The following is a 21,221-nucleotide window of genomic DNA, read 5'->3' as shown; positions in this document are numbered from 1 at the left end:
TTTACTCTCCGAGCTCAATGCCAAAATAATCGCGGGCATTATTGAAGCAGATGTTCTGCACCATGCTGCCCAACAGCGCGATATCGTCCGGCGCTTCGCCGCGCTCTACCCAGCGTCCAATCATTTGGCACAGCAGACGACGGAAATATTCGTGTCGCGTATAGGAGAGGAAGCTACGGCTGTCGGTGAGCATGCCAACAAAGCGGCTGAGCAGGCCAATCTGCGCCAGCTGCGTCATCTGCCGCTCCATGCCATCAAGCTGATCGTTGAACCACCAGGCGGAACCAAACTGCATTTTTCCCGGCTCGCCTTCGCCCTGAAAGTTACCGGCCATGGTGGCCAGCACTTCGTTATCGCGTGGGTTCAGGCAGTAAAGAATGGTTTTCGGCAGCGCGTTCTGGCGGTTTTGCGCATCCAGCAGGCGCGACAGCGGCTCCGCCAGCGGCCGATCGTTGATGGAGTCGAAGCCCACGTCGGGGCCCAACAGGCCAAACTGCCGCTGGTTGGTGTTACGTAGCGCACCGATGTGATACTGCTGCACCCAGCCGCGGCGCGCATATTCGCTGCCCAGCCAGACCAGCACCGCCGTTTTAAACTGGGCAATCTCATGCGCCTCCGGTGCTGAACCGCTCAGGCGACGGGCGAGAATGGCATCCAGCTGCGCGTCATCAGCTTCGGCAAACAGCACGACGTCTAACGCGTGATCGGAGACCTTACAGCCATGGGCGGCAAAATGGTCAAGACGCACGCCTAACGCACGGCGCAGATCGTCAAACCGCTGAATGGCCACATCCGCGGTTTCTGCCAGCTTGCCGATGTAACTGACAAAAGTTTCTGCTTCGATATTGAAAGCTTTATCGGGACGCCAGCTCGGCAGCACTTTGACGTCGAAGGTTTTATCCTGCGCCAGAGCGTGATGATGCTGCAGATCGTCGATGGGATCGTCAGTGGTACCGACCATTTTCACCTTCATCTGCTGCATGATGCCGCGCGCGGTGAAGTTATCCTGCGCCAGCAGCGCATTGCACTCATCCCAGATCGCATCCGCGGTTTTTTCCGACAGCAGCTTACCGGTAATGCCAAATGGCCGACGCAGTTCAAGGTGCGTCCAGTGATAAAGCGGGTTGCCGATGGTATGCGGCACGGTGCGCGCCCAGGCATCAAATTTCTCGCGATCGCTGGCGTTGCCGGTGCAGTAGGCTTCTGCCACGCCATTGGCGCGCATCGCTCGCCATTTATAGTGATCGCCTTTCAGCCAGATGTCGTACAGGTTGTTGAAGCGGTAATTTTCGGCGATCTGCTGCGGCGGCAGATGGCAGTGGTAATCGAAGATCGGCTGATCGGCGGCGTAGTCGTGATAAAGCCGCCGGGCATACTCACTATCCAGTAAGAAATCTTCGCTCATAAAACGTGACATATCGCTGCTTCCTCTGTGATGGCTCACTTCGTCAATATCCACAAAAGTTATCATACCAATTACCCGCCCTGCAGCGTTACTTTTGCGAGTCTCTTCACATTAATGATCTTAAATTCACCGTGATAAATCGCAAAACGGGCCGCCGAGCCGCGCCACAGGCGGTTCATGACCGAACTTTACCTTTCCATACAAAAGCAGTGGCTTTTGTGATGGTCTTCAACTTTTAAATTTGTATGACAAGTTAATGTCTTTGCGCCGCCCCGATGGGTTGGCCATAACAACAAGAAACAGGGAGCACGGGCGTTTGCTGATGGTTACCAGAAGCGGATTCACGCCACCAACAGCGCGGCTAGCCGCACTATGACAAACTGGAAGAGGTTAAAAGATGCGTAAGATCAAAGGGCTTCGCTGGTACATGATTGGGCTGGTCACCATCGGCACGATTCTCGGCTATCTGACCCGCAACGCGATTGCCGTGGCGGCGCCCACGCTGGAATCCCAGCTGCACATAACCACTCAACAATATTCCTATATCGTTGCCGCCTATTCAGCCTGTTATACCGTGATGCAGCCGGTGGCAGGCTATGTGCTGGATATTCTCGGCACCAAGATTGGCTATGCGGTGTTTGCTATCGCCTGGGCCCTGTTCTGTGCGGCGACGGCACTGGCCGGCAGCTGGGGCGGACTGGCACTGGCTCGCGGCGCGGTAGGTGCGGCCGAAGCGGCCATGATTCCGGCGGGGCTGAAGGCCAGCAGCGAATGGTTTCCAGCAAAAGAACGCTCGATTGCCGTGGGCTACTTCAACGTCGGCTCATCAATTGGCGCGATGCTGGCGCCGCCGCTGGTGGTCTGGGCCATCGTTGCGCACAGCTGGGAGATGGCGTTTATCATCACCGGCGTGTTGAGCATGATCTGGGCCATCTGCTGGCTAATTTTTTACAAGCATCCGAAAAAGCAGCCGCATCTGAGCAATGATGAACGTGATTACATTCTGGCTGGTCAGGAAGCGCACCATCAGCTCGGCAATGCTAAAAAGATGTCCGCCCGGCAGATTCTTCGTAATCGCCAGTTTTGGGGCATCGCCCTGCCGCGTTTTCTGGCTGAACCCGCCTGGGGCACCTTTAACGCATGGATCCCGCTGTTTATGTTCAAGGTTTACGGTTTTAACCTGAAGGAGATTGCACTGTTTGCGTGGATGCCGATGCTGTTTGCCGATCTCGGCTGCATCGTTGGCGGTTATCTGCCACCGCTGTTTCAGCGCTGGTTCGGTGTTAACCTGATTGTCTCACGTAAATTAGTGGTCACTATGGGCGCGGTACTGATGATTGCACCAGGCACTATCGGCTTATTCACCAGTCCTTATATGGCAATCGGCCTGCTGTGCGTCGGCGGCTTTGCTCATCAGGCGCTGTCAGGCTCGCTAATTACCCTCTCTTCTGATGTGTTTGGCCGTAATGAAGTGGCTACCGCCAATGGGCTGACCGGGATGGCGGCATGGACCGCCAGCACGATGTTCGCTCTGGTGGTTGGTGCCCTCGCCGATACACTGGGCTTCAGCCCGCTGTTTGCCGCGCTGGCGGTGTTTGATCTGCTGGGTGCCGTGGCGATCTGGACCATACTGCAAAACAAAACCGCGACCGAACTGGCCGCTGAAGAAAAGCCCCTCAACGCTGCCCCGCTGCAAAGCTAATCTTTTACGGGCCAGAACGCCTGGCCCGTTTCCCTCTTTTGCCCGAAGTGGTATAACAACTCCCGTCACGGTCATTACGGGAACGGTGCTATGGAACTGAACGAATCAAGACGTCTTTATCAGCAGCTCGCCGCTGAGCTTAAGCGCCGCCTTGAAACCGGCGTTTATCAAATTGGTGAAAAGCTGCCTGCTGAGCGCCTGATCGCTGATGAAATGGCCGTGAGCCGCACCGTTGTCCGTGAAGCAATTATTATGCTGGAAGTGGAAGGCTACGTTGAAGTGCGCAAAGGCTCCGGCATTCACGTGGTTGCCACGCAGCAGCAAAACCGCATTACCACCTCCAGCCAGTTAGAGTTTGCCACTTTTGGTCCGTTTGAATTGCTACAGGCGCGTCAGCTGATCGAAAGCAACGTGGCTGAATTTGCCGCTACGCAGATTACCCGTCAGGATATTATGCAACTGATTGATATTCAGGAGCAGGCGCGCAAAGAAGACCACTTTCGCGATTCCGAATGGGATATGCAGTTTCATGTCAAAATCGCCCTTTCGACGCAAAATACCGCGCTGGCCGCTATTGTGGAAAAAATGTGGCTGCATCGCCTGCATAATCCCTACTGGTTAAAACTGCATGAGCACATCGATGATCGCTCTATTCTGAGCTGGTGCGGAGATCACGACCAGATACTTAAAGCGCTGATGCGTAAAGATCCCGCCGCCAGCAAACTGGCGATGTGGCAGCACCTGGAAAACACCAAGCAGATGCTGTTTAACGCCACCGCAGACGACTTCGAGTTTAATGTTGATCGTTACATGTTTGCCGAAAATCCGGTGATCCTGCTCGATAAAATGCCGGAAAATCGCTGAAACATTCAGCGTGAAAGGGTCAAACTGTCTTAAATAGTGTCAGCCTGTGTAAAGCTCCTTTCCCCCTGGGACGACTCAGAGTAAAACTCCGATTCCGTCCTGTTTAATTCTGTCTCAGGCCGCTGTTTTTTGTTACAGTTGCCACCCTTTTCTTACCCTTTGCGACAGAATAAGAAAAGTAACGCGTTTTATGTTCATTTCAGGACGGAACCTGAAAAGCCCGTCGGGTGTTTGAGCTCCTATAATGACAACTAACCCTCAACGCCCGCTGCCGCCCGTTTCCGGGCAAAGTAAACAATGACGTTCAGGATAAGTTCATGGATATTTTAAAAGCATTGCTGCATGCGCTCTGGCAGCAGGATTTTGAGACCCTGGCTGACCCTCATCTGGTCTGGGCCATCTATGGCGTGCTGTTTATGATCCTGTTCCTTGAGAACGGATTGTTGCCCGCCGCGTTTTTACCTGGCGACAGCCTGCTGATTCTGGTGGGCGTACTGATCGCCAAAGGCACGATGAATTTTCCCCTTACCCTGTTTATCCTCACTACCGCCGCCAGTCTTGGCTGCTGGGTCAGTTATATACAAGGGCGATGGCTCGGCAACACGCCGACGGTGCAAAAATGGTTATCCCATCTGCCCGCTCAATATCATCAGCGGGCACACAGCCTGTTTCATCGCCATGGCCTTTCGGCGCTGTTAATGGGCCGTTTTATCGCCTTTGTCCGCACCTTATTACCCACCATTGCTGGCCTTTCCGGCCTGAGCAACGCGCGTTTTCAGTTCTTTAACTGGGTTAGCGCCTTTCTCTGGGTGCTGATTTTAACCGTTTTAGGCTTCGCGCTGGGCAAAACGCCTATTTTTCGTCGTTACGAAGATGAGCTGATGTTTTGCCTGATGCTGCTGCCGCTGGTGTTGTTGGTGGTGGGACTGGTGGGCTCTCTGGTCGTTCTGTGGCGCAAAAAGTATGGAACGCGCAATGAGAAAGGAAAGTCCTGATGAACCCGCTTCGCTCTTCCCGCCGCCGCTGGCTGCCGTGGATGCTGGCCGCCCTGCTGGCGGTGCTGACCATCAGCGTGCTTACCCCGCTGATGCACAGTGAAAGCGGCCTGCAAATTCGTGTAGCCCGCCAGAATGGTACCTTGCCGGATGGTTTTTACCTTTATCAGCAGCTGAATGCCCAGGGAATTCAGATTAAAAGCATCACGCCCGATCGCGATGCGCTGATCATCAAATTTGATTCCGCCGAACAGAGTCTGGCCGCGCAAAAAGTGTTGCGCCAGCTGCTGCCGGGCGGCTTTACCGTTGCTCATCTGCATGATGGCGAGACAGCCCATCAGCTTGCGCTGTTGAGCCGGACTGATTCCGATTCATCGCTGAGTTAGCGTCTGTTTTCCGGCATCTGTGCCGGAAAGCTTCTGCAACGCCTCTTCTTCCGCATCGCGCTTTGAGCTTTTCTCAATCCCTGTCTATGCTTACACAATAATTCTGTTTCGCTTGTGATGAACCGTCGTCAGCGTTATGCGGAACTGGAGATTGGGTATATTTAGCAAAGGAAGGTTACATCCAATGAAACTCCGCTATATTTTTTGTGCTGGCCTGCTCGCGATCTCAGCCTCATCTCAGGCAGCGGAAACGCTGTGTCAGCAGAAAGAGCAGAACATCAAACGTGAGATCGACATGGCGCGTAAGCACGATAATCAGCGTCGCGTCAACGGACTGGAGCGAGCGCTCACAGAAGTCCAGGCTAACTGTTCAGACAGCCAGCTACACGCCGCTCACCAGGAGCGCATCAAAGCCCAGCAGGATAAAGTGGCCGAGCGCGAACGTGAGTTGAAAGAAGAGCAGGACGACGGCAAAGATCAGAAAAAAATAGCAAAACGCCAGCAAAAACTGGATGAAGCCCGGCAGGAGCTTACTACCCTGCAAGCTGAACCTTATTAAAAAACCCGGACCTTATTACCGATGCAAAAGGAGTTTCCCATGTCTAAAGATACTACTTCAGAACATTTGCGCGCTGAGTTGAAAAACCTGGCCGATACGCTGGAAGAAGTGCTGAGCAGTTCAACGGATAAATCAAAAACTGAACTGGATAAGCTGCGTACCAAAGCCCGTGCGGCGCTGGAAGATTCACGTCTGCGTCTGGGCGATACCGGTGAGAAATTGGCACAGACCACGCGTGAAGCAGCCGGTCGTGCAGATGAATATGTACAAGATAACCCGTGGCATGGTGTCGGCATTGGTGCCGCGCTGGGTGTCGCACTGGGTATCCTGATCGCGCGTCGCTGATTATGCCTGATAACCAGCAAAGCCACGGCCCGGGCAAAGGGGTTATAAACATCGGACAGCGCGTCATCACTACGCTGGTCGGCATGGTTGAGACTCGTGTACGACTGGCAGTGGTCGAACTGGAAGAGGAGAAAGCAAACCTCATTCAGATGTTGATCATGATCGGCCTGACAATGCTGTTCACCGCGTTTGGATTAATGAGCCTGATGGTGCTGATTATCTGGGCGGTGGATGCGCAATATCGGCTGATGGCGATTGGTATCACCACTGGGGTTCTGCTGCTGCTGGCGCTGATATTTGGTCTCTGGACGCTGCGCAAATCGCGCCAGTCAACGCTGCTTAGCGCGACGCGCAAAGAGCTGCACAGCGACCGTCAGGTGCTGGAGGATCGTCATTCATGAGTAGCCGCCGTGATCGTGAAGCGCGAAAGGCGCGATTGCTGAACGAGATTCAGCAAGAGCGTCTTGACCTGAGCGCCGCGCGTCGCGACTGGCTGATGGCTACCGCACAGTACGACCGCAGCTGGCTGACTCTGGTTAGCATGCGTCGTTATCTGGCGATAGGCAGCAGCATTCTGGCTATCTGGACGGTGCGCAAGCCGCGCAAATCGCATTTCCTGCTGCGCTGGACCAAACGTGGGTTCGGCCTCTGGAGTAGCTGGCGTCTCGTTCGGAAAAATCTGCCACAGCGCTAACGCTCATCTCCCACGCCAGGCTATCCCAGCCTGGCGTTCTTTTATCAATTAAACTGAACGACTTCGACAGTTTATCTTGCTTACAAAGCCTCTCACCGCTAGCTATTATCTGCCTCAACAACAACGAAGCCGCGCAACAGGCGCCAGGCTGCTGTTATTTAACGATGGCGCACTCGTCGCCAGCCATAATTCTTATTGGGGTAGATGATGAAAAAATTAGAAGATATCGGTTTTCTGGTGGCGCGTGTTTTGATGCCAATCCTGTTTATCAGCGCAGGCTGGGGCAAAATCACCGGTTATGAAGGTACCGCACAGTATATGCAATCGGCTGGCGTGCCTGCGTTCATGCTGCCGCTGGTCATTCTGCTGGAATTTGGCGGCGGCCTGGCGATTCTGTTTGGTTTCCTGACCCGTTTTACCGCCCTGTCGACGGCGGTGTTCACCATTCTGACTGCCTTCCTGTTCCACAGCCACTTTGAAGTGGCAGGCAACGAGATCAACTTTATGAAAAACCTGTCTATTGCCGGTGGCTACCTGCTGCTGGGTATTACGGGTCCAGGCGCCTTCAGTATTGACCGCCTGCTCGGTAAAAAGTGGTAAAAGCCGCGCTATACTCTGCTACAGGGCGAGGATTTTTCCTCGCCCGTTTTTATTCTGGAGAGGACAATGGGACAATTAATAGACGGTGTCTGGCACGATAACTGGTATGACACCAAAACCACCGGTGGCCGTTTTCAACGTTCCGAGTCGGTATTCCGTAACTGGGTTACCGCTGACGGCAGTGCCGGTCCGCACGGCAAAGCGGGTTTTCGCGCCGAGCGCGATCGTTATCATCTCTACGTTTCCCTTGCGTGTCCCTGGGCGCATCGCACCCTGCTGCTGCGCACGTTAAAAGGGTTGGAAGAGATGATCCCGGTTTCCGTGGTGCACCCGCTGATGCTGGAAAATGGCTGGACCTTTGACGACAGCTTTCCGGCTGCAACCGGCGATCGCCTTTACCAGAACGAATTTCTCTACCAGCTCTATCTGCACGCCAAACCCGATTACACCGGCCGCGTTACCGTGCCGGTGTTGTGGGATAAACAGCAAAACTCCATCGTCAGTAATGAATCTGCCGACATTATCCGTATGTTTAACAGCGCCTTTGATGGCGTTGGTGCACGCGCGGGCGACTATTATCCGCCGGCGTTGCAGAGCAGCATTGATGAGATCAACGGCTGGGTTTATGACAGTGTGAACAACGGGGTGTACAAGGCGGGCTTTGCCACTTCGCAGCAAGCTTATGATGATGCGGTGACGCCGCTGTTTCAGGCGCTGGCACGACTGGAGCAGATACTCGGTCAGCATCGCTATCTTACCGGCGACACGCTCACCGAGGCAGATTTACGCCTGTGGACCACGCTGATTCGCTTTGATGCGGTCTATGTGACCCACTTTAAATGCGATCGTCAGCGCATCAGTGATTATCTGAACCTCAGCGGTTTCCTGCGCGACATCTATCAGATGCCGGGCGTTGCGGAAACGGTGGACCTTGCGCATATCCGCCATCACTATTACCGCAGCCATAAGACCATCAATCCAGCTGGCGTGATCTCTGTCGGTCCCGAGCTGAACTGGGATGAACCCCACGGCCGCGACACGCGTTTTCGCTGATAAACGGGCGCCAGACGGCGCCTTTTTTTAGCTTTTTTTCGCCAGCAGGCGAGGTATTTCGCGCAGGCACCACGACTTCGCTTCGCCCATGCTGTCACGCCGCCAGGCCATGATGATATCGACTTCACGCGTATATTCCGGGCTGACCACGCGCAGGCGTCCTTCAGCGATATCCTGCTCCACCAGCGGATAAGGCATCGTCGCGACGCCAAGGCCCGCCAGCAACGCCTGGCGCTTCTCTTCAATGGAACTCACCGTCAGGCGCTGCTGTTTATCAAGCAGCGTGACGGTTAATACCGGGCGATCGCGGGCGGTATCGGCCACCGCAATCCCGCGATATTTAACGCGCGTCACCTCAGAAAGCGGCTCCGGCTCAAGATGAATCGGGTGATCCGGGCTGGCGACATAGACGCTGAGCATGCTGTAGAGCTTGCGGGTATTGATTTCGGTAGAGGCGCGAAAGTGCATATCGGGCGCGATAACGATGTCGGCACGGCCCTGCTCCAGCCGTTCCCAGGCACCGGCCAGCACCTCGGTCATCAGCGAAATCTGCGTGTTGGCCTTGGCCGCCAGCTTCTCAACCAGCGGAAACAGCTGGTAAGTCGGTACCAGCGCTTCCACCACGATGGTCAAATGCGTTTCCCAGCCGCGTGCCAGCGCTTCAGCATCGGTGGTCAGCTTATCCGCTGCTTCCAGCAACACGCGGCCGCGCTCCAGCAGCATACGGCCAACGTTGGTAAATTTCGTGCGATGGCCGGAGCGGTCAAAGAGCACCACGTCCAGCTCCTCTTCCAGCTTCTGCATGGTATAGCTGAGCGCCGAGGGCACGCGGCCTAGCTCATCCGCCGCCGCAGCAAAGCTGCCGCGCCGATCGATGGCATCCATTACCCGTAGTGCTTCCAGCGTTAACGCCCGATCTTTCGCCATGCGGTTTCTCTGTCAGGAAATTTGAATATGCTCGGCAGATTAACTGGCTAACAATCTGTCGTCCAGATATTTACCATAAGTGATAGCCTTACTGCCGGTCAGACAAGGCCTCTGGAGGAATACCATGATTACTACCCGCGCCGCAAAAGAGTGCGGTCAGGCTGATTACGGCTGGTTACAGGCTCGCTACAGCTTCTCATTTGGCCACTATTTTGATCCAAAATTACTCGGTTACGCGTCGTTGCGCGTATTGAACCAGGAAGTGCTGGCGCCCGGTGCGTCACTGCAACCGCGCGCCTATCCGCGCGTGGACGTGCTGAACATTATTTTGCAGGGCCAGGCGGAATATCGCGACAGCGAAGGCAATCACATCAGCGCACGCAGCGGTGAAGCGCTGCTGCTGTCGACCCAGCCCGGCGTCACCTGGAGCGAGCTTAACAGCAGCAAAGATACACCGCTGACACGGCTACAGCTCTGGCTCAACGCCTGCCCGGAGCGGGAAAATCCGTTGCTGCAGCGCGCCGCCCTGCCCACTGAGGCCATATGCAGCCTGCTGGCCTCGCCGGACGGTGAAAAGGCCAGCCTGCAGCTGCGCCAGCAAGTATGGATTTATCACGTTCAGCTTGAGCCGGGTGAGAGCCACAGCCTGCCGCTGCGCGGTGCGCGCGCCTATTTGCAGTCGATTCACGGCTCGCTGTTTGCCGGTGACGAAGAGGCGCAACAGGCCAAACTTGGCTGCGGCGACGGGGCGTTTGTTGATGGCGAGAGTTTGCTGCGATTAACGGCGAGAACGCCGCTGCGGGCGCTGGTGATTGATCTGCCCGCCTGACGCGAAAACGGGCAGCAAATGCTGCCCGACAGGCACTATTGCAGAATAGTAAACGCGGTGGTGACGTGCTTAACGCCGCTTACCCGGCTGGCAACATCCGCAGCGGCTTTCGCCTCAGATGGCGTGACCAGGCCCAGCAGGAAAACCTCGCCGTTTTCGGTAGTGACTTTCACGTTAGACGATTTCACCTGATCGCTGCCCAGCAGCTGCGAACGAATTTTGGTGGTGATCCAGGTATCGGAAGATGAGGTACCAAACGTCACTTTCTCGCCGGTGCGCAGCTCGTTGTAGACTTCGGTTGCGCCATCCACGCCGGCCGCGATCTGTTTCGCCCGGCTGGCGATATCCGCTGACGGCGCCTGGCCGGTCAACAGCACTTTGCCCTGATAAGCGGTGGCGACAACGCGCGCCTGGGTCTTAATCTGTTCATCTTTAGCCAGCGCATTGGAGACGCGCAGCTCCAGCGTGCTGTCATCAACCTGAGTACCGACGGTGCGCGGATCGGTAGCCGATTTGGTGGCCATCGCGGCGCTGCCCACGACCACGGCCGCACAGCCCTGTAACATCAGTGCGGCAAGTATCAGTGCTACTGCAGAGAATGCCTTCATTGTTGCTCCTTCGATTATTCCTGGTGTGGAAATAAGGTGTTATCGATCAGATCGCACAGGCAGTTAACCGTTAACATGTGCATTTCCTGAATCCGTGAGCTGCGGTGAGACGGAATGCGGATCTCCACATCGTGTGGCCCCAGCAAGCCCGCCAGTTCACCGCCGTCATAGCCGGTCAGCGCCACAATGGTCATATCACGCGTGACCGCAGCTTCAACGGCCTTAACGATGTCGCGGCTGTTGCCACGGGTTGAAATAGCCAGCAGAACATCGCCTGTCTGGCCAACCGCACGCACCTGTTTGGCATAAATTTCATCATGCAGGCGATCGTTGCCGATGGCGGTAATCAGAACATTATCCGCACTCAGGCAGAGCGCGGGCAGGCTTGGACGTTCGGTCTCGAAGCGATTGATCATCGCCGCGGCGAAGTGTTGAGCGTTAGCCGCCGATGTGCCGTTACCACAGCTCAGGATTTTGTTACCGTTAAGCAGTGACTGAACCAGCGTCATCGCCGCGCGCGAAATGGCATCGGGCAGCGCTTCCGCAGCAGCAATCTGAGTCTGAATACTTTCGGTAAAACACGCTTTAATTCTCTCCTGCACTGATCCACCTGATATTAACTTTCTGCATTAAACGCATCAGGCAGCCAGCTAATCTGGCTGCCGGTGAACGCAACGACGTCGAAGCGGCAGTTTACCGTATCAAAGCTGGCGTTTTTCGCCGCCAGCCACAGTGCTGCCGCCCGCAGCAGCTTTTGCTGCTTGTGTCGGGTTACGCTGGCGGCCGCGCCGCCAAAACGATCGTTTCGTCGATACCGTACCTCAACAAATACCCAGCAGTCGCCATCCTGCATGATGAGATCCGTTTCGCCGCCGCGTATGCGTACGTTACAGGCCACAAAACGCAGCCCTTGCTGTTCCAGATAGCGACGCGCCTGCGCTTCATGCTCGGCGCCCGCCTGCTGCCGGTCTACTGCACCGGTACGATTTGTCCCTGACGATACTGGCTCCATGCTAACTTCCTGTTGATCACGCAGTCCGGACTGGCACTCAATGTACCGGTTTTACCTTCCAGCTGGAATCCCGGCGTCTGACGCATTTCATTGAAATGATTCGCCAGTGCCCAGGCATCGATGCCCATTGCGTAGAGGCGCACCAACGAATAATCGTTGTTAAAGGTGCGTGCCGCCTGCTGCATTAGCGCCGGATTACGGCCCGCGAGCAGCGGAATATCGCTGAACTGCAGCCCTTCCATCTCTAAACGCGAATCGGGACCGGTGCCCGCCTGGAAGCTGCGTGAGCTGGCATACAGCGCGATATTATTGCGGCTGCTGAGACGCATAGCGATCATCGGCTTGATCAGCTGCAACTCATCCTGCGTAGCCACAATGTAAACTGCATCGACGCCGCCGCCAGAGGCCGCTGCAGGTGTCTCGCTCTGCGGCGCTGGAATATTCAGCCCGGCAATAGAGATACCCTGCGGCTGCTCCGGCTGCGGTGCGCTGATCGGCGTACCGGTCAGACTGATTCCCGCGCCGCTGTTTATGCCCTGCTTCAGCTCACCCTTAGATCCAAACTGCTGCTGCAATACCGTGGCACCACCCAGCTTCTGCCACTCCTGCGCAAAAGCTTTACTGACGCGATCGCCGAGATTGCTGCGTGGCAGCAACAGCAGCGGCGAACGCTTGCCCTGATCCCACATATGATGCGCAGCATCACGCGCTTCGTCTTCAGGAGAAAGCGCAAAGTAGCAGAGATTCGGATGGTTCTGGATTTGGCTCGGCTCGTTGAGCGCCAGGATATTCAGCGGCGACGAGCTGTTAGCCAGCGTTTCCACTTCGTTTTTCAGCAGCGGGCCCACAATCAGCGTCGCGCCATCCTGCTGCGCCTGGGTCATCAGCTGAGCCAGCGGCTGGGCGCTGGTGTCATAGACTTTGACCTCTGCTGTGCTGGCGGGAGCCGCGGCGGCTTGTGGTTGCGCGCCGTTTTCTGCCTGGCCATCAATGGCCGCCGGGCTAATCGCCTCGGCCGGTGCGGCGGTTTCGGTTGTGGCCGCCGCCTCGCCATTGGCTGGCGCAGAGGCGACCGGAGCCGCAGACGGAGCAGGCTGAGCCAGCGTGCCGTTTTTCGCGTCGTTGAAGCCTTGCTGAATCGCATTGGCAAACACTTTTGCCTGGCCATTCAGCGGCAGCATCAGCGCGATATGACTGGCAGAAGCGTGCTGATAATTTTGTATCTGGCTCAGGCTGGTCGGCAACATTTTGGTGGCCGGATGCTGCGGATACCGCGTTTGCCAGTCGGCTACCGCCGATTTCAGCATCTCTGCATCGCCACTGTTGGCGCGCCAGACGCTCAGCAGATCGATCCAGCCCTGCAGCGTATTTTCATCGGCATTAATCACCAGCCGGTTGACCTGATCCTGCGTCATGCCGGTCAACGCCTGCCAGGTGGCATCAATGTTCTTTTGCTTATCTGCGCCGCTGAGCAGCGGCTCCTGCGCCACGTAGGCACGAAGCAGATCCAGCGACGGCGCGCCCTGATTGGCGGCGATCAGCAGGCCGTAATAGCGTGACTTCTGGTCAGCCGACAATGCGCCGGTATCAAGGCTGGCTAACAGCCGACGCGCACCGTTTACATCCTGCGAGCCAAGGCGCAGCTGCGCATTGAGCAATTGCAGTTCAAGCCGTTGCTTATCAGACAGTTGCTGAGGCAGCTGGGTGATTTGTTGGTTAGCCTGAGGATACTTGCCTTCATTAAGCAGTGCACGGATGGCGAGTAATTGCCAGTCAGCCTTGCTATTATCTGCGCTCTGTTGCACCTGCTGCAAATAGTAGTCGGATGACCCTGTGGCGGGCCCCTGGATATTGACAGAGGAAGTTTGCGGGCTCTGGCTGGAACACGCGGCTAAAATTAGCGCGGCCAGCAAAACAGGGACAAAGCGTCCTGCTTTATTACGAACGACTATTGAAGGAAGCATACTGTATCCAGTGATGTTTTTCTCAAGGTGCTCAATATTAAATCGGCAATTCGGATCAAACAATGAAACAACACGATCGGACAGAGATTTCTGCCAGCACGCTCTATATCGTGCCCACGCCAATCGGCAATCTGGGCGACATCACCCAACGGGCCCTGTTGGTGCTAGCAAGCGTCGATCTGATCGCAGCGGAAGATACACGTCATACCGGGCTGTTGCTACAACAATTCGCCATCAACGCCCGGCTGTTTGCCCTGCATGACCACAATGAGCAGCAAAAAGCAGAACAGCTGCTGATCAGGCTGCAGGAGGGGCAAAGTATAGCGCTGGTCTCCGATGCCGGTACGCCGCTGATTAATGACCCGGGTTATCATCTGGTTCGCCGCTGTCGTGAAGCGGGCATTCGCGTGGTGCCCCTGCCCGGCCCATGCGCGGCAATCGCCGCCCTCAGCGCAGCTGGCCTGCCCTCCGATCGTTTCTGTTACGAAGGATTTCTTCCGGCCAAAACCAAAGGCCGTTGCGATGCGCTGCGCGCCGTTGCCGAGGAGCCGCGCACGCTGATTTTTTACGAATCGACCCATCGCCTGCTCGACAGCCTGCAGGATATGGTCAGCGAGCTGGGCGGCGATCGCTACGTGGTGCTGGCTCGTGAGATCACTAAAACCTGGGAAAGCATCCACGGCGCGCCGGTGGCCGAGCTGCTCGCGTGGGTGCGTGAGGACGAAAACCGCCGCAAAGGCGAGATGGTGCTGATCGTTGAAGGCTTCCATCCACAGGAAGAGAGCCTGCCCGGCGAGGCGCTGCGCACGCTGAGCCTGCTGCAAAAAGAGCTGCCGTTAAAAAAGGCGGCGGCGCTGACGGCGGAGATTCACGGTGTGAAAAAGAATGCGTTGTATAAATATGCCCTCGAACAGCAAGAGGGTGACAAGCAGGACTAAATGTCCTATCATCCGCGCCGAAGCTGACCAGGCAGTCGCCGCTTTGTCGTCGTCCTTTTCGGAGGAGACAGGCAGAGGGGAGGAAAGTCCGGGCTCCACAGGGCAGGGTGCCAGGTAACGCCTGGGGGGCGCAAGCCCACGACCAGTGCAACAGAGAGCAAACCGCCGATGGCCCGCAAGGGATCAGGTAAGGGTGAAAGGGTGCGGTAAGAGCGCACCGCGCGGCTGGTAACAGTTCGTGGCACGGTAAACTCCACCCGGAGCAAGGCCAAATAGGGGTTCACATGGTACGGCCCGTACTGAACCCGGGTAGGCTGCTTGAGCCAGTGAGCGATTGCTGGCCTAGATGAATGACTGTCCACGACAGAACCCGGCTTAACGGTCAGCTTCAATTTTTTACAGAAACCCCGCCTCGGCGGGGTTTTTTGTTTAGCCCAGTAAGGGGGTTTTAAGGTCCAGGACCCTTCTGTTCTGCCTTGCAGGCAGCTTTTAAGGTCAATGTCTTAAGGTCAATGTCTTAGGGTCAATGTCTTAGGGTCAAAGGCCATTTCGTTCTGCCTGAAGGCAGCCCGAGCAGGGCCGGCAGTCGCCCCGGCCCTGCACCCGCGCTATCCGGCAAACACAACCGCCCACTTCGTGGGTGCCCTCAGCAAAAGCCTTTTCCTGACGGACCAGGCGCGATTCGCTCCTGCTCAACGCACCCTCTCGCCGCCTCCCTGCGGCTCGCCCTGGAAAACGCTTTTCCCTCGGCGTTTGTGATGCCTCCTCAAGGTCAAAACCCAAGTCAAAATCGAAAAGATTAAATTCTAAAAAAAAAGCAAAAGCCAAAGCCAAAGCCAAAGCCAAAGCCAATTCAATTCAATTCAATTCAATTCAATTCAATTCAATTCAATTTTCCAGGTTTTGGGTTTTGGGTTTTGGGTTTTGGGTTTTGGGTTTTGCCTTGAGGTTTGGGTTTTGACCTGGGTGTTGACCTTGAGGAGGCATCACCACCGCTGAGGAGGTGAACATTTCAGGATGGCCCGCCATGGATGGCGGGACAAGGGAGCGTTGAGCGGGGAGCGAATCGCGAGCGGTCCGTGAAGAAATGTGAACCGACGAGGGTACCCGCTTCAGCGGGCGGTTGTGCTTGCCGGATAGCCGGGGTGCAGGGGCGGGGCGACTGCCGCCCCTGCTCGGGCGGCCCGAAGGGCAGAACGAAATGGCCGTTGACCTTAAAGACCTTGACCTTAAAAGCCCATCTGCAAGGCAGAACGAAATAGCATTTGACCTTAAAGACCTTGACCTTAAAGACGTTGACCTTAAAGGCCGCCTGCAAGGCAAAAGCCACCTGCTTACAGGCAAGCCCACCCGCTTTCGGGCCCCCTACCGCCCAAGACACTCCATGGCAACCGCTTTAAAACTGGCAAAATCCTGGCTCTCGCGCAGTCTCGGCATTGCGCGTTCGCGCAGAAAAGTCACAAAAAGATCGTAAATGCCCATCGCTTCTTCGTAGTCGTCCTTGCTAATAGCGAGCAGAAAAATGACCCAGGCCGTTTCATCGCCCCAGGCGATGCCCTGCGGTGCCAGTACGGTATAGACCACCGTTTTCTTTGCCAGCAGGCCAAGGGAGTGCGGCAGCGCAATGCCCTCACCCAACAGCGTACTGACAATCGCCTCGCGTTCTACCACCGAGGGGAAAAAGTCAGCGCCGACAAAGCCTTCCCGCTCCAGTTGCGGGCACAGCAGGCTGAACAGCCCGTGCTGATCCATCGGCGCATCAAGCACGATAAAATGCCCGGCATCAAAAAACTTCTCAAACATATAAGGCCGCGTGCGATCCACCAGCACCAGCTTGCCAATCTGTTCGAGTTGATAATCGGTGGGAAATGGCGACATCACTACCACCGGCTTATTTTTGTCGCTGAGCCGCACGGTGGAGATCACAAAATCTTCGTCGATCGCCACGCGCTGCTCATAATCACGCAGTGACAACCGCTCGCGTACCACGATGTGTGGATATTTACGCAGCAGCATCGCCTCGATCATGCGCACCGTGGAAGTGCCGGTATCGCACACCAGCAGCACCTGCGGATGACGCTGATAGCCAACGTCATAATGACGCTCAAGGCCGACGCCAATGTGCAGCACCAGAAATCCGATCTCATTTTCACTGATGCTGTAGGGCGAATATTTACCCCAGCTCGATACCGCCGCCAGGGTCACATCCCACGCCATTGGATAGTGCTGTTTAATGTTGCCGAGCAGCGGATTGGGGATATTAATTTGATAGCGAACCCGCGTAATCATGGTCTTCACGTGGGTCAGCAGATCGGCACGCAGCTGCGCATCGCGCTGTAAATCGTAGTTATAGTGGCGGTTGATATAACCGAGAATATATTCCACCAGCGTGTCGCTGTCGTCAGCGTTGATGGCGCTCGGCGCCCGCTCTTCGGTGCGGCGCGCGGCGATGTTAATGCGCAGAAATGCCTCTTCCGCCGGTGAAATAGGCTTACCGGCCATCGGCTCAAGCTGATTCACCAACTGGCGCGCGGCATCGCGCACGTCATCATCCACATCGTCAGCAACAAAATCGGACAGCGGATAGCCCTCGCCGATGCGTCGCACCGCCACCGCGCAGTAGAGCAGCAGATAGCGCTCGCCTTCATCGGTAACCCGCACCCGGCAACGATTAAAGCAGCGCTGCAACAACGGTTTCAGCGTAATCAGCATGCCGCTGTGCAGCGCTTCCAGCGTCAATAATGGGCTGTGCTCACTGTGCAGCGCGATGTCATACAGCAGGTCGGTCAGGCAGGTGCGAATCGCCATTTCACTGCCAAACAACTTCATCCCGTAATGCGGACGAGTTTCTACCGAAAGCTGATAACGGCCCAGCCATTCACGCACTTCGGCCATGTCGCTTTGCAACGTCGCCCGGCTGACAAACCACTCCTCAGCCAGATCCTCCAGCTTCAACGAAAAGGCAGAAGTTAAAAAGCGCGTTAACAGATAATGCACCCGCTCCTGTGATGAACGCGGCACCCGCAGCTGCGCCGGCGCCGAACGCAGCAGGTTCTCATAGCGCGTGGCGTCATCAACGGTGAGCTGATAACCCGCACCGCGCGTCAGCACCAGCCGCGCGCCGTGATCCTGCAACAGCGCATTGAGCGCGCTGATGTCGGTGCGCACCGTGCGCGTCGAGACCGCAAAACGGCGGGCCAGCTCATCCTGCGGCAGCGTTTCATTCTGCAGCGCGCTGAACAGCTGCGCCAGGCGCTGGTTGGGAAATCTCATCATTACTCCCCTTCGCGTCGGTGAAAGCAGTGAAATCAGGCGGTTTCGTCCAGCACGCGGCGCGTGATCGCCAGCAGCGTGCTGACATCCTGCGGCCGCGTATCGCCGGTTGCCGAATCGATAATCGAACTGTAGATATGCGGAATGATCTTCGCTACGCCCGCCTCCAGTGCAATCCGCAGGATCGTCGCATAGTTATCGGGATCGATACCGCCGGTTGGCTCAAGCCAGAAATCGTGCCCGGCACAGGCCTGCGCCACCGCGCGATACTCGTCGATGGCCTGCAATCCGCCCATCGGGAAATATTTTATCGAGCTACCGCCCATATCTTTTAGCATGGCGATGGCGGTGGCAATCGGCACGATGCCATCGGCGGCGAGCGAACTCAGCGGGCCGGTGGAGATTTTGACCCAGCCTACCTGGCCGGTTGGCGACACCAGCCCGTTAACCAGCGTATGCGGTTGCCCGAGCAGCGCGCGGCTGGTGGCCACGCCGGTAAACACCTGATTGACATGCTGCGGCTGCAACTCGGCGGCGATAGCGCTGACCATCGCTGACTGGCGTGGGTCGCCCGCACCCAGCCCAACTGACAGCGCGTTATCGATACGCTGCGCATAATCATGCATATCGTCCACTGCCGCCGCTACGCTGGGGTAATTTTTTGACAGCACGCCAACCAGCACGTGGCCTTCAGCCGCCTGCCAGATATCGCTGGCATTGGTTTTGGAACCGGCCAGCACGTTGAGGCAAACACGATCGCGATAAAAATTAGCCTGTAAGGTCATGCGGTTTCTACTCCAGTGAGCAGGCGTTGGATTGCCTCAAAAATTAGCTGCAGTTGGTCAGCAGAAACGCTGCGTACATCGGCTTCAATAATGCCTTCGTTGGCTTTGTAACCGCGAAAATAGATGGCGATGTCGCCGTTTTTCAACGCCTGAACCACGCTTCCGGCACCGATGCCGCAGACCGCCTCATCAAACCGTATCTCGGCGCGGGCAATATCGCGCCCTGCCGAGTCCCAGACCACGCGTGCGCTGACGCCGGGCAGGCCGTTAAGCTGGTTGATAAACGGCATCATTTTATCCACCATCTGTGCGCCGCTGCTCTGCTCGTGGATCAGATAATCTTCGATCGCCTGAGTCAGGCCAAGAATGCCCTCTTTGCCGACTTTCATCGCCCGACCGATGCCGTTTGCCTGCAGTTTTACCCATTCTATATAGCGCTGACGGCCAATCACCACGCCGCTGGAAGGGCCTTCAATGGCTTTCGCCCCGCTGTAGATCACCAGATCGGCACCGGCCAGATAATAAGCCTGTAAATCTTCTTCCGCTGCGGCGTCGACGATCAGCGGCAGGCCATGTTCATGGGCAACCGTAGCTGCCTGCGCCACGCTCAAATGGCTTTTTTGCACGCAATGATGCGATTTCACATACATCACCGCCGCGGTCTGTGGGGTAATCGCCGCGGCCAGCTGCGCGGCAGAACATTCGTTGCTGTAGCCCGCTTCCACGACTCTGCCGCCGCCTAACGCCACCATCGATCCTACCGGCGCGCCGTAATTCACGTTATGGCCTTTTGGCAGCACAATGTCGTGCGGCACGATCAGTGGCGAAGCATGCAGATTCTCAAGCAGCCATGCGTCATCTTTTACAATCATCGCCGCCACCGCCTGTGCGATGCCCGCCGACGCGCAGGAGACCACCACCGCGCTCTCGACCTGCAGCAGGTTAGCGATGTGCTCGCCGGTTTTGTTGACCAGATCTTTCATTTCAAAATAGTGGCTCAGGCCATTTTCTACAGCCGCAGCCACACTGGCGGTGGGTGTGGAAACGCCCAGAATCGTCATTCTGCCTGAGGCGTTGATCACCTGTTTCAGGCCATACTTTTCATAGATCGAAGCCATGATGCGTTTTCCCTTCTGCTGTTGGCATCCAGTGGCCCGCCACGACGGCGACCAGTGGCACCAGATGTTGTTCACCGTGCTGCTGCACGCCATCTGAATCGATAAAGTCCTGCTGCGCATTTTGCCGGGCAAAGATGGTCAGATCGGCATCGTAGCCCGGCGTCAGTTCGCCTTTGTGCTGCAGACGAAGCGCTGCGGCAGCCTGCACGGTGACGCAGGCGATCACCTGCGGCAGCGTCATGCCGATGGCGAGAAATTTCGACATCACATGTGCCAGGCTGCGTACCGGGCCGTTTAGCCGATTACGGCAGTAAATATCGGAGCTAATGGTGTCGGGCAGAATGCCCTGCGCGATGGCGGCTTGTGCCACCTCAAAGCTAAAACTGGCGCTACCGTGACCGACATCCAGCATCACGCCGCGCTGCATGGCGGCGGCAACTGACGCACGCAGTTCACCGGCAGGCGTCAGCACCCGATTGGGTTTGCCATTAAAGCAGTGCGTAATGATGTCGCCCTGGCTGAGCAGTGGCGCAATCTCATCCAAATCGGGCGGATTATTGCCAATGTGCACCATCAACGGCAGCCCGCCGATCGCGCGCTGGATCGCCTTCGCGCGCTGTAGCGGCTGAACGCCGTTGGTGCCGACCACGCTGCTGCTCATGCGCGCCTTGAGGCCCAAAATAAAATCAGGCAGACGCTGCACCGCCGCCTGCACCGCTTCGCCATCGATCTGCGCCATATCCGCCAGTTCGTTCTGGGTCACAATGCCACTGCGTGCAATGTTGATCAGCGCGTGCACCTGGGTTTTGGCACTGCGCGTCAGCTGATAAAAATCGTCGATGTCGTCGGCACCGGTGCTGCCAGCATCGATCACCGTGGTCACGCCGCAGGTAACGCCAACCTGGTCGGCCTCATCGTGATAAATCGGCGACGCGGGATAGCAGTGAACGTGGCTGTCGATCCAGCCAGCGCTCAGATAATAACGTCCTGCCAGATCGTGTTCCTGCATCGCGGGTTCAGCGATGTGCGCCGCAATCGCGGCGATTTTGCCGTTGTGCAGCGCCACATCCACCTGCTGCTCATCCACCAGTCGCGCGCGACGAATAATAAGATCGTACATTGCATGCTCCTTGCCGACGGCACGTCCGCCCTGGACGCGCCGTG

22 protein-coding genes and 1 other RNA gene are annotated in these 21,221 nt (G+C 56.6%); 13 read left to right on the top strand and 10 right to left on the bottom strand.

The window, feature by feature from the left end:
• Position 1: 1 nt before the first annotated feature.
• A complete protein-coding gene (gene uxaC, locus ACJY2L_RS16420) occupies positions 2–1,417 on the bottom strand; it encodes a glucuronate isomerase (RefSeq protein WP_439214099.1) in 1,416 nt (471 codons plus the stop codon).
• Positions 1,418–1,802: 385 nt separating this feature from the next.
• On the opposite strand from uxaC, the gene ACJY2L_RS16415 reads away from it, so the two are divergent.
• From ACJY2L_RS16415 to ACJY2L_RS16370, 10 genes are all read left to right on the top strand, one after another.
• Positions 1,803–3,107 carry an MFS transporter gene (locus ACJY2L_RS16415; protein WP_439214098.1) on the top strand — a complete coding sequence of 435 codons (1,305 nt, stop codon included), beginning with the start codon at positions 1,803–1,805 and terminating at the stop codon, positions 3,105–3,107.
• A 90-nt stretch (positions 3,108–3,197) separates the two neighbouring features.
• A complete protein-coding gene (gene exuR, locus ACJY2L_RS16410) occupies positions 3,198–3,971 on the top strand; it encodes a transcriptional regulator ExuR (RefSeq protein WP_067433818.1) in 774 nt (257 codons plus the stop codon).
• Positions 3,972–4,288: 317 nt separating this feature from the next.
• Positions 4,289–4,966 (top strand): DedA family protein, encoded by a 678-nt coding sequence (locus tag ACJY2L_RS16405; RefSeq protein WP_439214097.1) that lies wholly within the window; start codon positions 4,289–4,291, stop codon positions 4,964–4,966.
• Positions 4,966–5,352 (top strand): EnvZ/OmpR regulon moderator MzrA, encoded by a 387-nt coding sequence (gene mzrA / locus ACJY2L_RS16400; RefSeq protein ID WP_439214096.1) that lies wholly within the window; start codon positions 4,966–4,968, stop codon positions 5,350–5,352. Before ACJY2L_RS16405 ends, mzrA begins: the two co-directional genes overlap by 1 nt.
• A gap of 184 nt (positions 5,353–5,536) precedes the next feature.
• Positions 5,537–5,911, top strand: coding sequence for a DUF1090 domain-containing protein (locus ACJY2L_RS16395; RefSeq protein WP_439214095.1), 375 nt, complete (start codon positions 5,537–5,539; stop codon positions 5,909–5,911).
• A 39-nt stretch (positions 5,912–5,950) separates the two neighbouring features.
• Positions 5,951–6,256, top strand: coding sequence for a DUF883 family protein (locus ACJY2L_RS16390; protein WP_439214094.1), 306 nt, complete (start codon positions 5,951–5,953; stop codon positions 6,254–6,256).
• A 2-nt stretch (positions 6,257–6,258) separates the two neighbouring features.
• The gene (locus ACJY2L_RS16385; RefSeq protein WP_439214093.1) at positions 6,259–6,657 is read left to right on the top strand and encodes a phage holin family protein; all 399 of its coding nucleotides are present in this window, start codon (positions 6,259–6,261) and stop codon (positions 6,655–6,657) included.
• Positions 6,654–6,950, top strand: coding sequence for a YqjK-like family protein (locus ACJY2L_RS16380; RefSeq protein ID WP_439214092.1), 297 nt, complete (start codon positions 6,654–6,656; stop codon positions 6,948–6,950). Before ACJY2L_RS16385 ends, ACJY2L_RS16380 begins: the two co-directional genes overlap by 4 nt.
• Before the next feature lie 207 nt (positions 6,951–7,157).
• Positions 7,158–7,550, top strand: coding sequence for a DoxX family protein (locus ACJY2L_RS16375; protein ID WP_157883927.1), 393 nt, complete (start codon positions 7,158–7,160; stop codon positions 7,548–7,550).
• A 66-nt stretch (positions 7,551–7,616) separates the two neighbouring features.
• Positions 7,617–8,603, top strand: a complete 987-nt coding sequence (locus ACJY2L_RS16370) for a glutathione S-transferase family protein (protein WP_439214091.1) — start codon at positions 7,617–7,619, stop codon at positions 8,601–8,603.
• A gap of 27 nt (positions 8,604–8,630) precedes the next feature.
• Here ACJY2L_RS16370 and ACJY2L_RS16365 read toward each other — a convergent pair whose 3' ends face one another.
• Positions 8,631–9,530 carry a LysR family transcriptional regulator gene (locus ACJY2L_RS16365; RefSeq protein ID WP_067433845.1) on the bottom strand — a complete coding sequence of 300 codons (900 nt, stop codon included), beginning with the start codon at positions 9,528–9,530 and terminating at the stop codon, positions 8,631–8,633.
• A 124-nt stretch (positions 9,531–9,654) separates the two neighbouring features.
• Here ACJY2L_RS16365 and ACJY2L_RS16360 point away from each other — a divergent pair, with 124 nt between their 5' ends.
• On the top strand, positions 9,655–10,359 hold the full coding sequence (locus ACJY2L_RS16360) for a pirin family protein (RefSeq protein WP_439214090.1): 705 nt from the start codon (positions 9,655–9,657) through the stop codon (positions 10,357–10,359).
• A gap of 35 nt (positions 10,360–10,394) precedes the next feature.
• Here ACJY2L_RS16360 and dolP read toward each other — a convergent pair whose 3' ends face one another.
• From dolP to ACJY2L_RS16340, 4 genes are read right to left on the bottom strand one after another with little or no spacing between them, the layout of a single operon-like run.
• The gene (gene dolP / locus ACJY2L_RS16355) at positions 10,395–10,967 is read right to left on the bottom strand and encodes a division/outer membrane stress-associated lipid-binding lipoprotein (protein WP_439214089.1); all 573 of its coding nucleotides are present in this window, start codon (positions 10,965–10,967) and stop codon (positions 10,395–10,397) included.
• A 14-nt stretch (positions 10,968–10,981) separates the two neighbouring features.
• Positions 10,982–11,569, bottom strand: a complete 588-nt coding sequence (gene diaA, locus ACJY2L_RS16350; protein WP_067433854.1) for a DnaA initiator-associating protein DiaA — start codon at positions 11,567–11,569, stop codon at positions 10,982–10,984.
• Between the two features lie 14 nt (positions 11,570–11,583).
• Entirely contained in the window at positions 11,584–11,979 is a 396-nt protein-coding gene (locus tag ACJY2L_RS16345; RefSeq protein WP_439214088.1) for a YraN family protein, read from the bottom strand.
• Positions 11,937–13,943 carry a penicillin-binding protein activator gene (locus ACJY2L_RS16340; RefSeq protein ID WP_439214087.1) on the bottom strand — a complete coding sequence of 669 codons (2,007 nt, stop codon included), beginning with the start codon at positions 13,941–13,943 and terminating at the stop codon, positions 11,937–11,939. The genes ACJY2L_RS16345 and ACJY2L_RS16340 overlap by 43 nt, the downstream gene beginning before the upstream one ends.
• A 62-nt stretch (positions 13,944–14,005) precedes the next feature.
• On the opposite strand from ACJY2L_RS16340, the gene rsmI reads away from it, so the two are divergent.
• Together rsmI and rnpB are read left to right on the top strand one after the other, a co-directional pair.
• Entirely contained in the window at positions 14,006–14,881 is an 876-nt protein-coding gene (rsmI, locus tag ACJY2L_RS16335) for a 16S rRNA (cytidine(1402)-2'-O)-methyltransferase (RefSeq protein ID WP_439214086.1), read from the top strand.
• Between the two features lie 19 nt (positions 14,882–14,900).
• Positions 14,901–15,275: RNase P RNA component class A (gene rnpB / locus ACJY2L_RS16330), an RNA gene on the top strand.
• Positions 15,276–16,246: 971 nt separating this feature from the next.
• On the opposite strand, the gene ACJY2L_RS16325 is transcribed toward rnpB, so the two are convergent.
• Genes ACJY2L_RS16325 through ACJY2L_RS16310 form a run of 4 tightly spaced genes read right to left on the bottom strand, consistent with a single transcriptional unit; the run spans position 16,247 to position 21,177 of the window.
• Positions 16,247–18,154: a BglG family transcription antiterminator gene (locus ACJY2L_RS16325; RefSeq protein ID WP_439214120.1), complete on the bottom strand. Its 1,908-nt coding sequence runs from the start codon at positions 18,152–18,154 to the stop codon at positions 16,247–16,249.
• A gap of 35 nt (positions 18,155–18,189) precedes the next feature.
• Positions 18,190–18,939 (bottom strand): 2-dehydro-3-deoxy-phosphogluconate aldolase, encoded by a 750-nt coding sequence (dagF, locus tag ACJY2L_RS16320; RefSeq protein WP_439214085.1) that lies wholly within the window; start codon positions 18,937–18,939, stop codon positions 18,190–18,192.
• Complete coding sequence (locus ACJY2L_RS16315) at positions 18,936–20,057, bottom strand: DgaE family pyridoxal phosphate-dependent ammonia lyase (RefSeq protein ID WP_439214084.1); 1,122 nt, start codon at positions 20,055–20,057, stop codon at positions 18,936–18,938. The genes dagF and ACJY2L_RS16315 overlap by 4 nt, the downstream gene beginning before the upstream one ends.
• The gene (locus ACJY2L_RS16310) at positions 20,041–21,177 is read right to left on the bottom strand and encodes an amidohydrolase/deacetylase family metallohydrolase (protein ID WP_187488272.1); all 1,137 of its coding nucleotides are present in this window, start codon (positions 21,175–21,177) and stop codon (positions 20,041–20,043) included. Before ACJY2L_RS16310 ends, ACJY2L_RS16315 begins: the two co-directional genes overlap by 17 nt.
• Positions 21,178–21,221: the final 44 nt, after the last annotated feature.

The sequence above is a fragment of the Duffyella sp. Ts4 genome (assembly GCF_051851875.1).
GTDB classification, from domain to species: domain Bacteria; phylum Pseudomonadota; class Gammaproteobacteria; order Enterobacterales; family Enterobacteriaceae; genus Duffyella; species Duffyella gerundensis.
The sequence above is the reverse complement of the archived record's forward strand: the minus strand, read 5'-3'. Positions and strand labels throughout refer to the sequence as shown.

What these genes read in the sequence shown, in the direction of transcription:
- exuR (WP_067433818.1), top strand. Translation starts at nt 3,198, where the DNA reads ATGGAACTGAACGAATCAAGACGTCTTTATCAGCAGCTCGCCGCTGAG.
- ACJY2L_RS16345 (WP_439214088.1), bottom strand. Translation starts at nt 11,979, where the DNA reads ATGGAGCCAGTATCGTCAGGGACAAATCGTACCGGTGCAGTAGACCGG.
- ACJY2L_RS16315 (WP_439214084.1), bottom strand. Translation starts at nt 20,057, where the DNA reads ATGGCTTCGATCTATGAAAAGTATGGCCTGAAACAGGTGATCAACGCC.
- ACJY2L_RS16390 (WP_439214094.1), top strand. Translation starts at nt 5,951, where the DNA reads ATGTCTAAAGATACTACTTCAGAACATTTGCGCGCTGAGTTGAAAAAC.
- ACJY2L_RS16405 (WP_439214097.1), top strand. Translation starts at nt 4,289, where the DNA reads ATGGATATTTTAAAAGCATTGCTGCATGCGCTCTGGCAGCAGGATTTT.
- uxaC (WP_439214099.1), bottom strand. Translation starts at nt 1,417, where the DNA reads ATGTCACGTTTTATGAGCGAAGATTTCTTACTGGATAGTGAGTATGCC.
- ACJY2L_RS16360 (WP_439214090.1), top strand. Translation starts at nt 9,655, where the DNA reads ATGATTACTACCCGCGCCGCAAAAGAGTGCGGTCAGGCTGATTACGGC.
- ACJY2L_RS16380 (WP_439214092.1), top strand. Translation starts at nt 6,654, where the DNA reads ATGAGTAGCCGCCGTGATCGTGAAGCGCGAAAGGCGCGATTGCTGAAC.
- ACJY2L_RS16385 (WP_439214093.1), top strand. Translation starts at nt 6,259, where the DNA reads ATGCCTGATAACCAGCAAAGCCACGGCCCGGGCAAAGGGGTTATAAAC.
- ACJY2L_RS16325 (WP_439214120.1), bottom strand. Translation starts at nt 18,154, where the DNA reads ATGAGATTTCCCAACCAGCGCCTGGCGCAGCTGTTCAGCGCGCTGCAG.
- dagF (WP_439214085.1), bottom strand. Translation starts at nt 18,939, where the DNA reads ATGACCTTACAGGCTAATTTTTATCGCGATCGTGTTTGCCTCAACGTG.
- ACJY2L_RS16415 (WP_439214098.1), top strand. Translation starts at nt 1,803, where the DNA reads ATGCGTAAGATCAAAGGGCTTCGCTGGTACATGATTGGGCTGGTCACC.
- rsmI (WP_439214086.1), top strand. Translation starts at nt 14,006, where the DNA reads ATGAAACAACACGATCGGACAGAGATTTCTGCCAGCACGCTCTATATC.
- dolP (WP_439214089.1), bottom strand. Translation starts at nt 10,967, where the DNA reads ATGAAGGCATTCTCTGCAGTAGCACTGATACTTGCCGCACTGATGTTA.
- ACJY2L_RS16375 (WP_157883927.1), top strand. Translation starts at nt 7,158, where the DNA reads ATGAAAAAATTAGAAGATATCGGTTTTCTGGTGGCGCGTGTTTTGATG.
- ACJY2L_RS16370 (WP_439214091.1), top strand. Translation starts at nt 7,617, where the DNA reads ATGGGACAATTAATAGACGGTGTCTGGCACGATAACTGGTATGACACC.
- ACJY2L_RS16395 (WP_439214095.1), top strand. Translation starts at nt 5,537, where the DNA reads ATGAAACTCCGCTATATTTTTTGTGCTGGCCTGCTCGCGATCTCAGCC.
- ACJY2L_RS16340 (WP_439214087.1), bottom strand. Translation starts at nt 13,943, where the DNA reads ATGCTTCCTTCAATAGTCGTTCGTAATAAAGCAGGACGCTTTGTCCCT.
- mzrA (WP_439214096.1), top strand. Translation starts at nt 4,966, where the DNA reads ATGAACCCGCTTCGCTCTTCCCGCCGCCGCTGGCTGCCGTGGATGCTG.
- ACJY2L_RS16310 (WP_187488272.1), bottom strand. Translation starts at nt 21,177, where the DNA reads ATGTACGATCTTATTATTCGTCGCGCGCGACTGGTGGATGAGCAGCAG.
- ACJY2L_RS16365 (WP_067433845.1), bottom strand. Translation starts at nt 9,530, where the DNA reads ATGGCGAAAGATCGGGCGTTAACGCTGGAAGCACTACGGGTAATGGAT.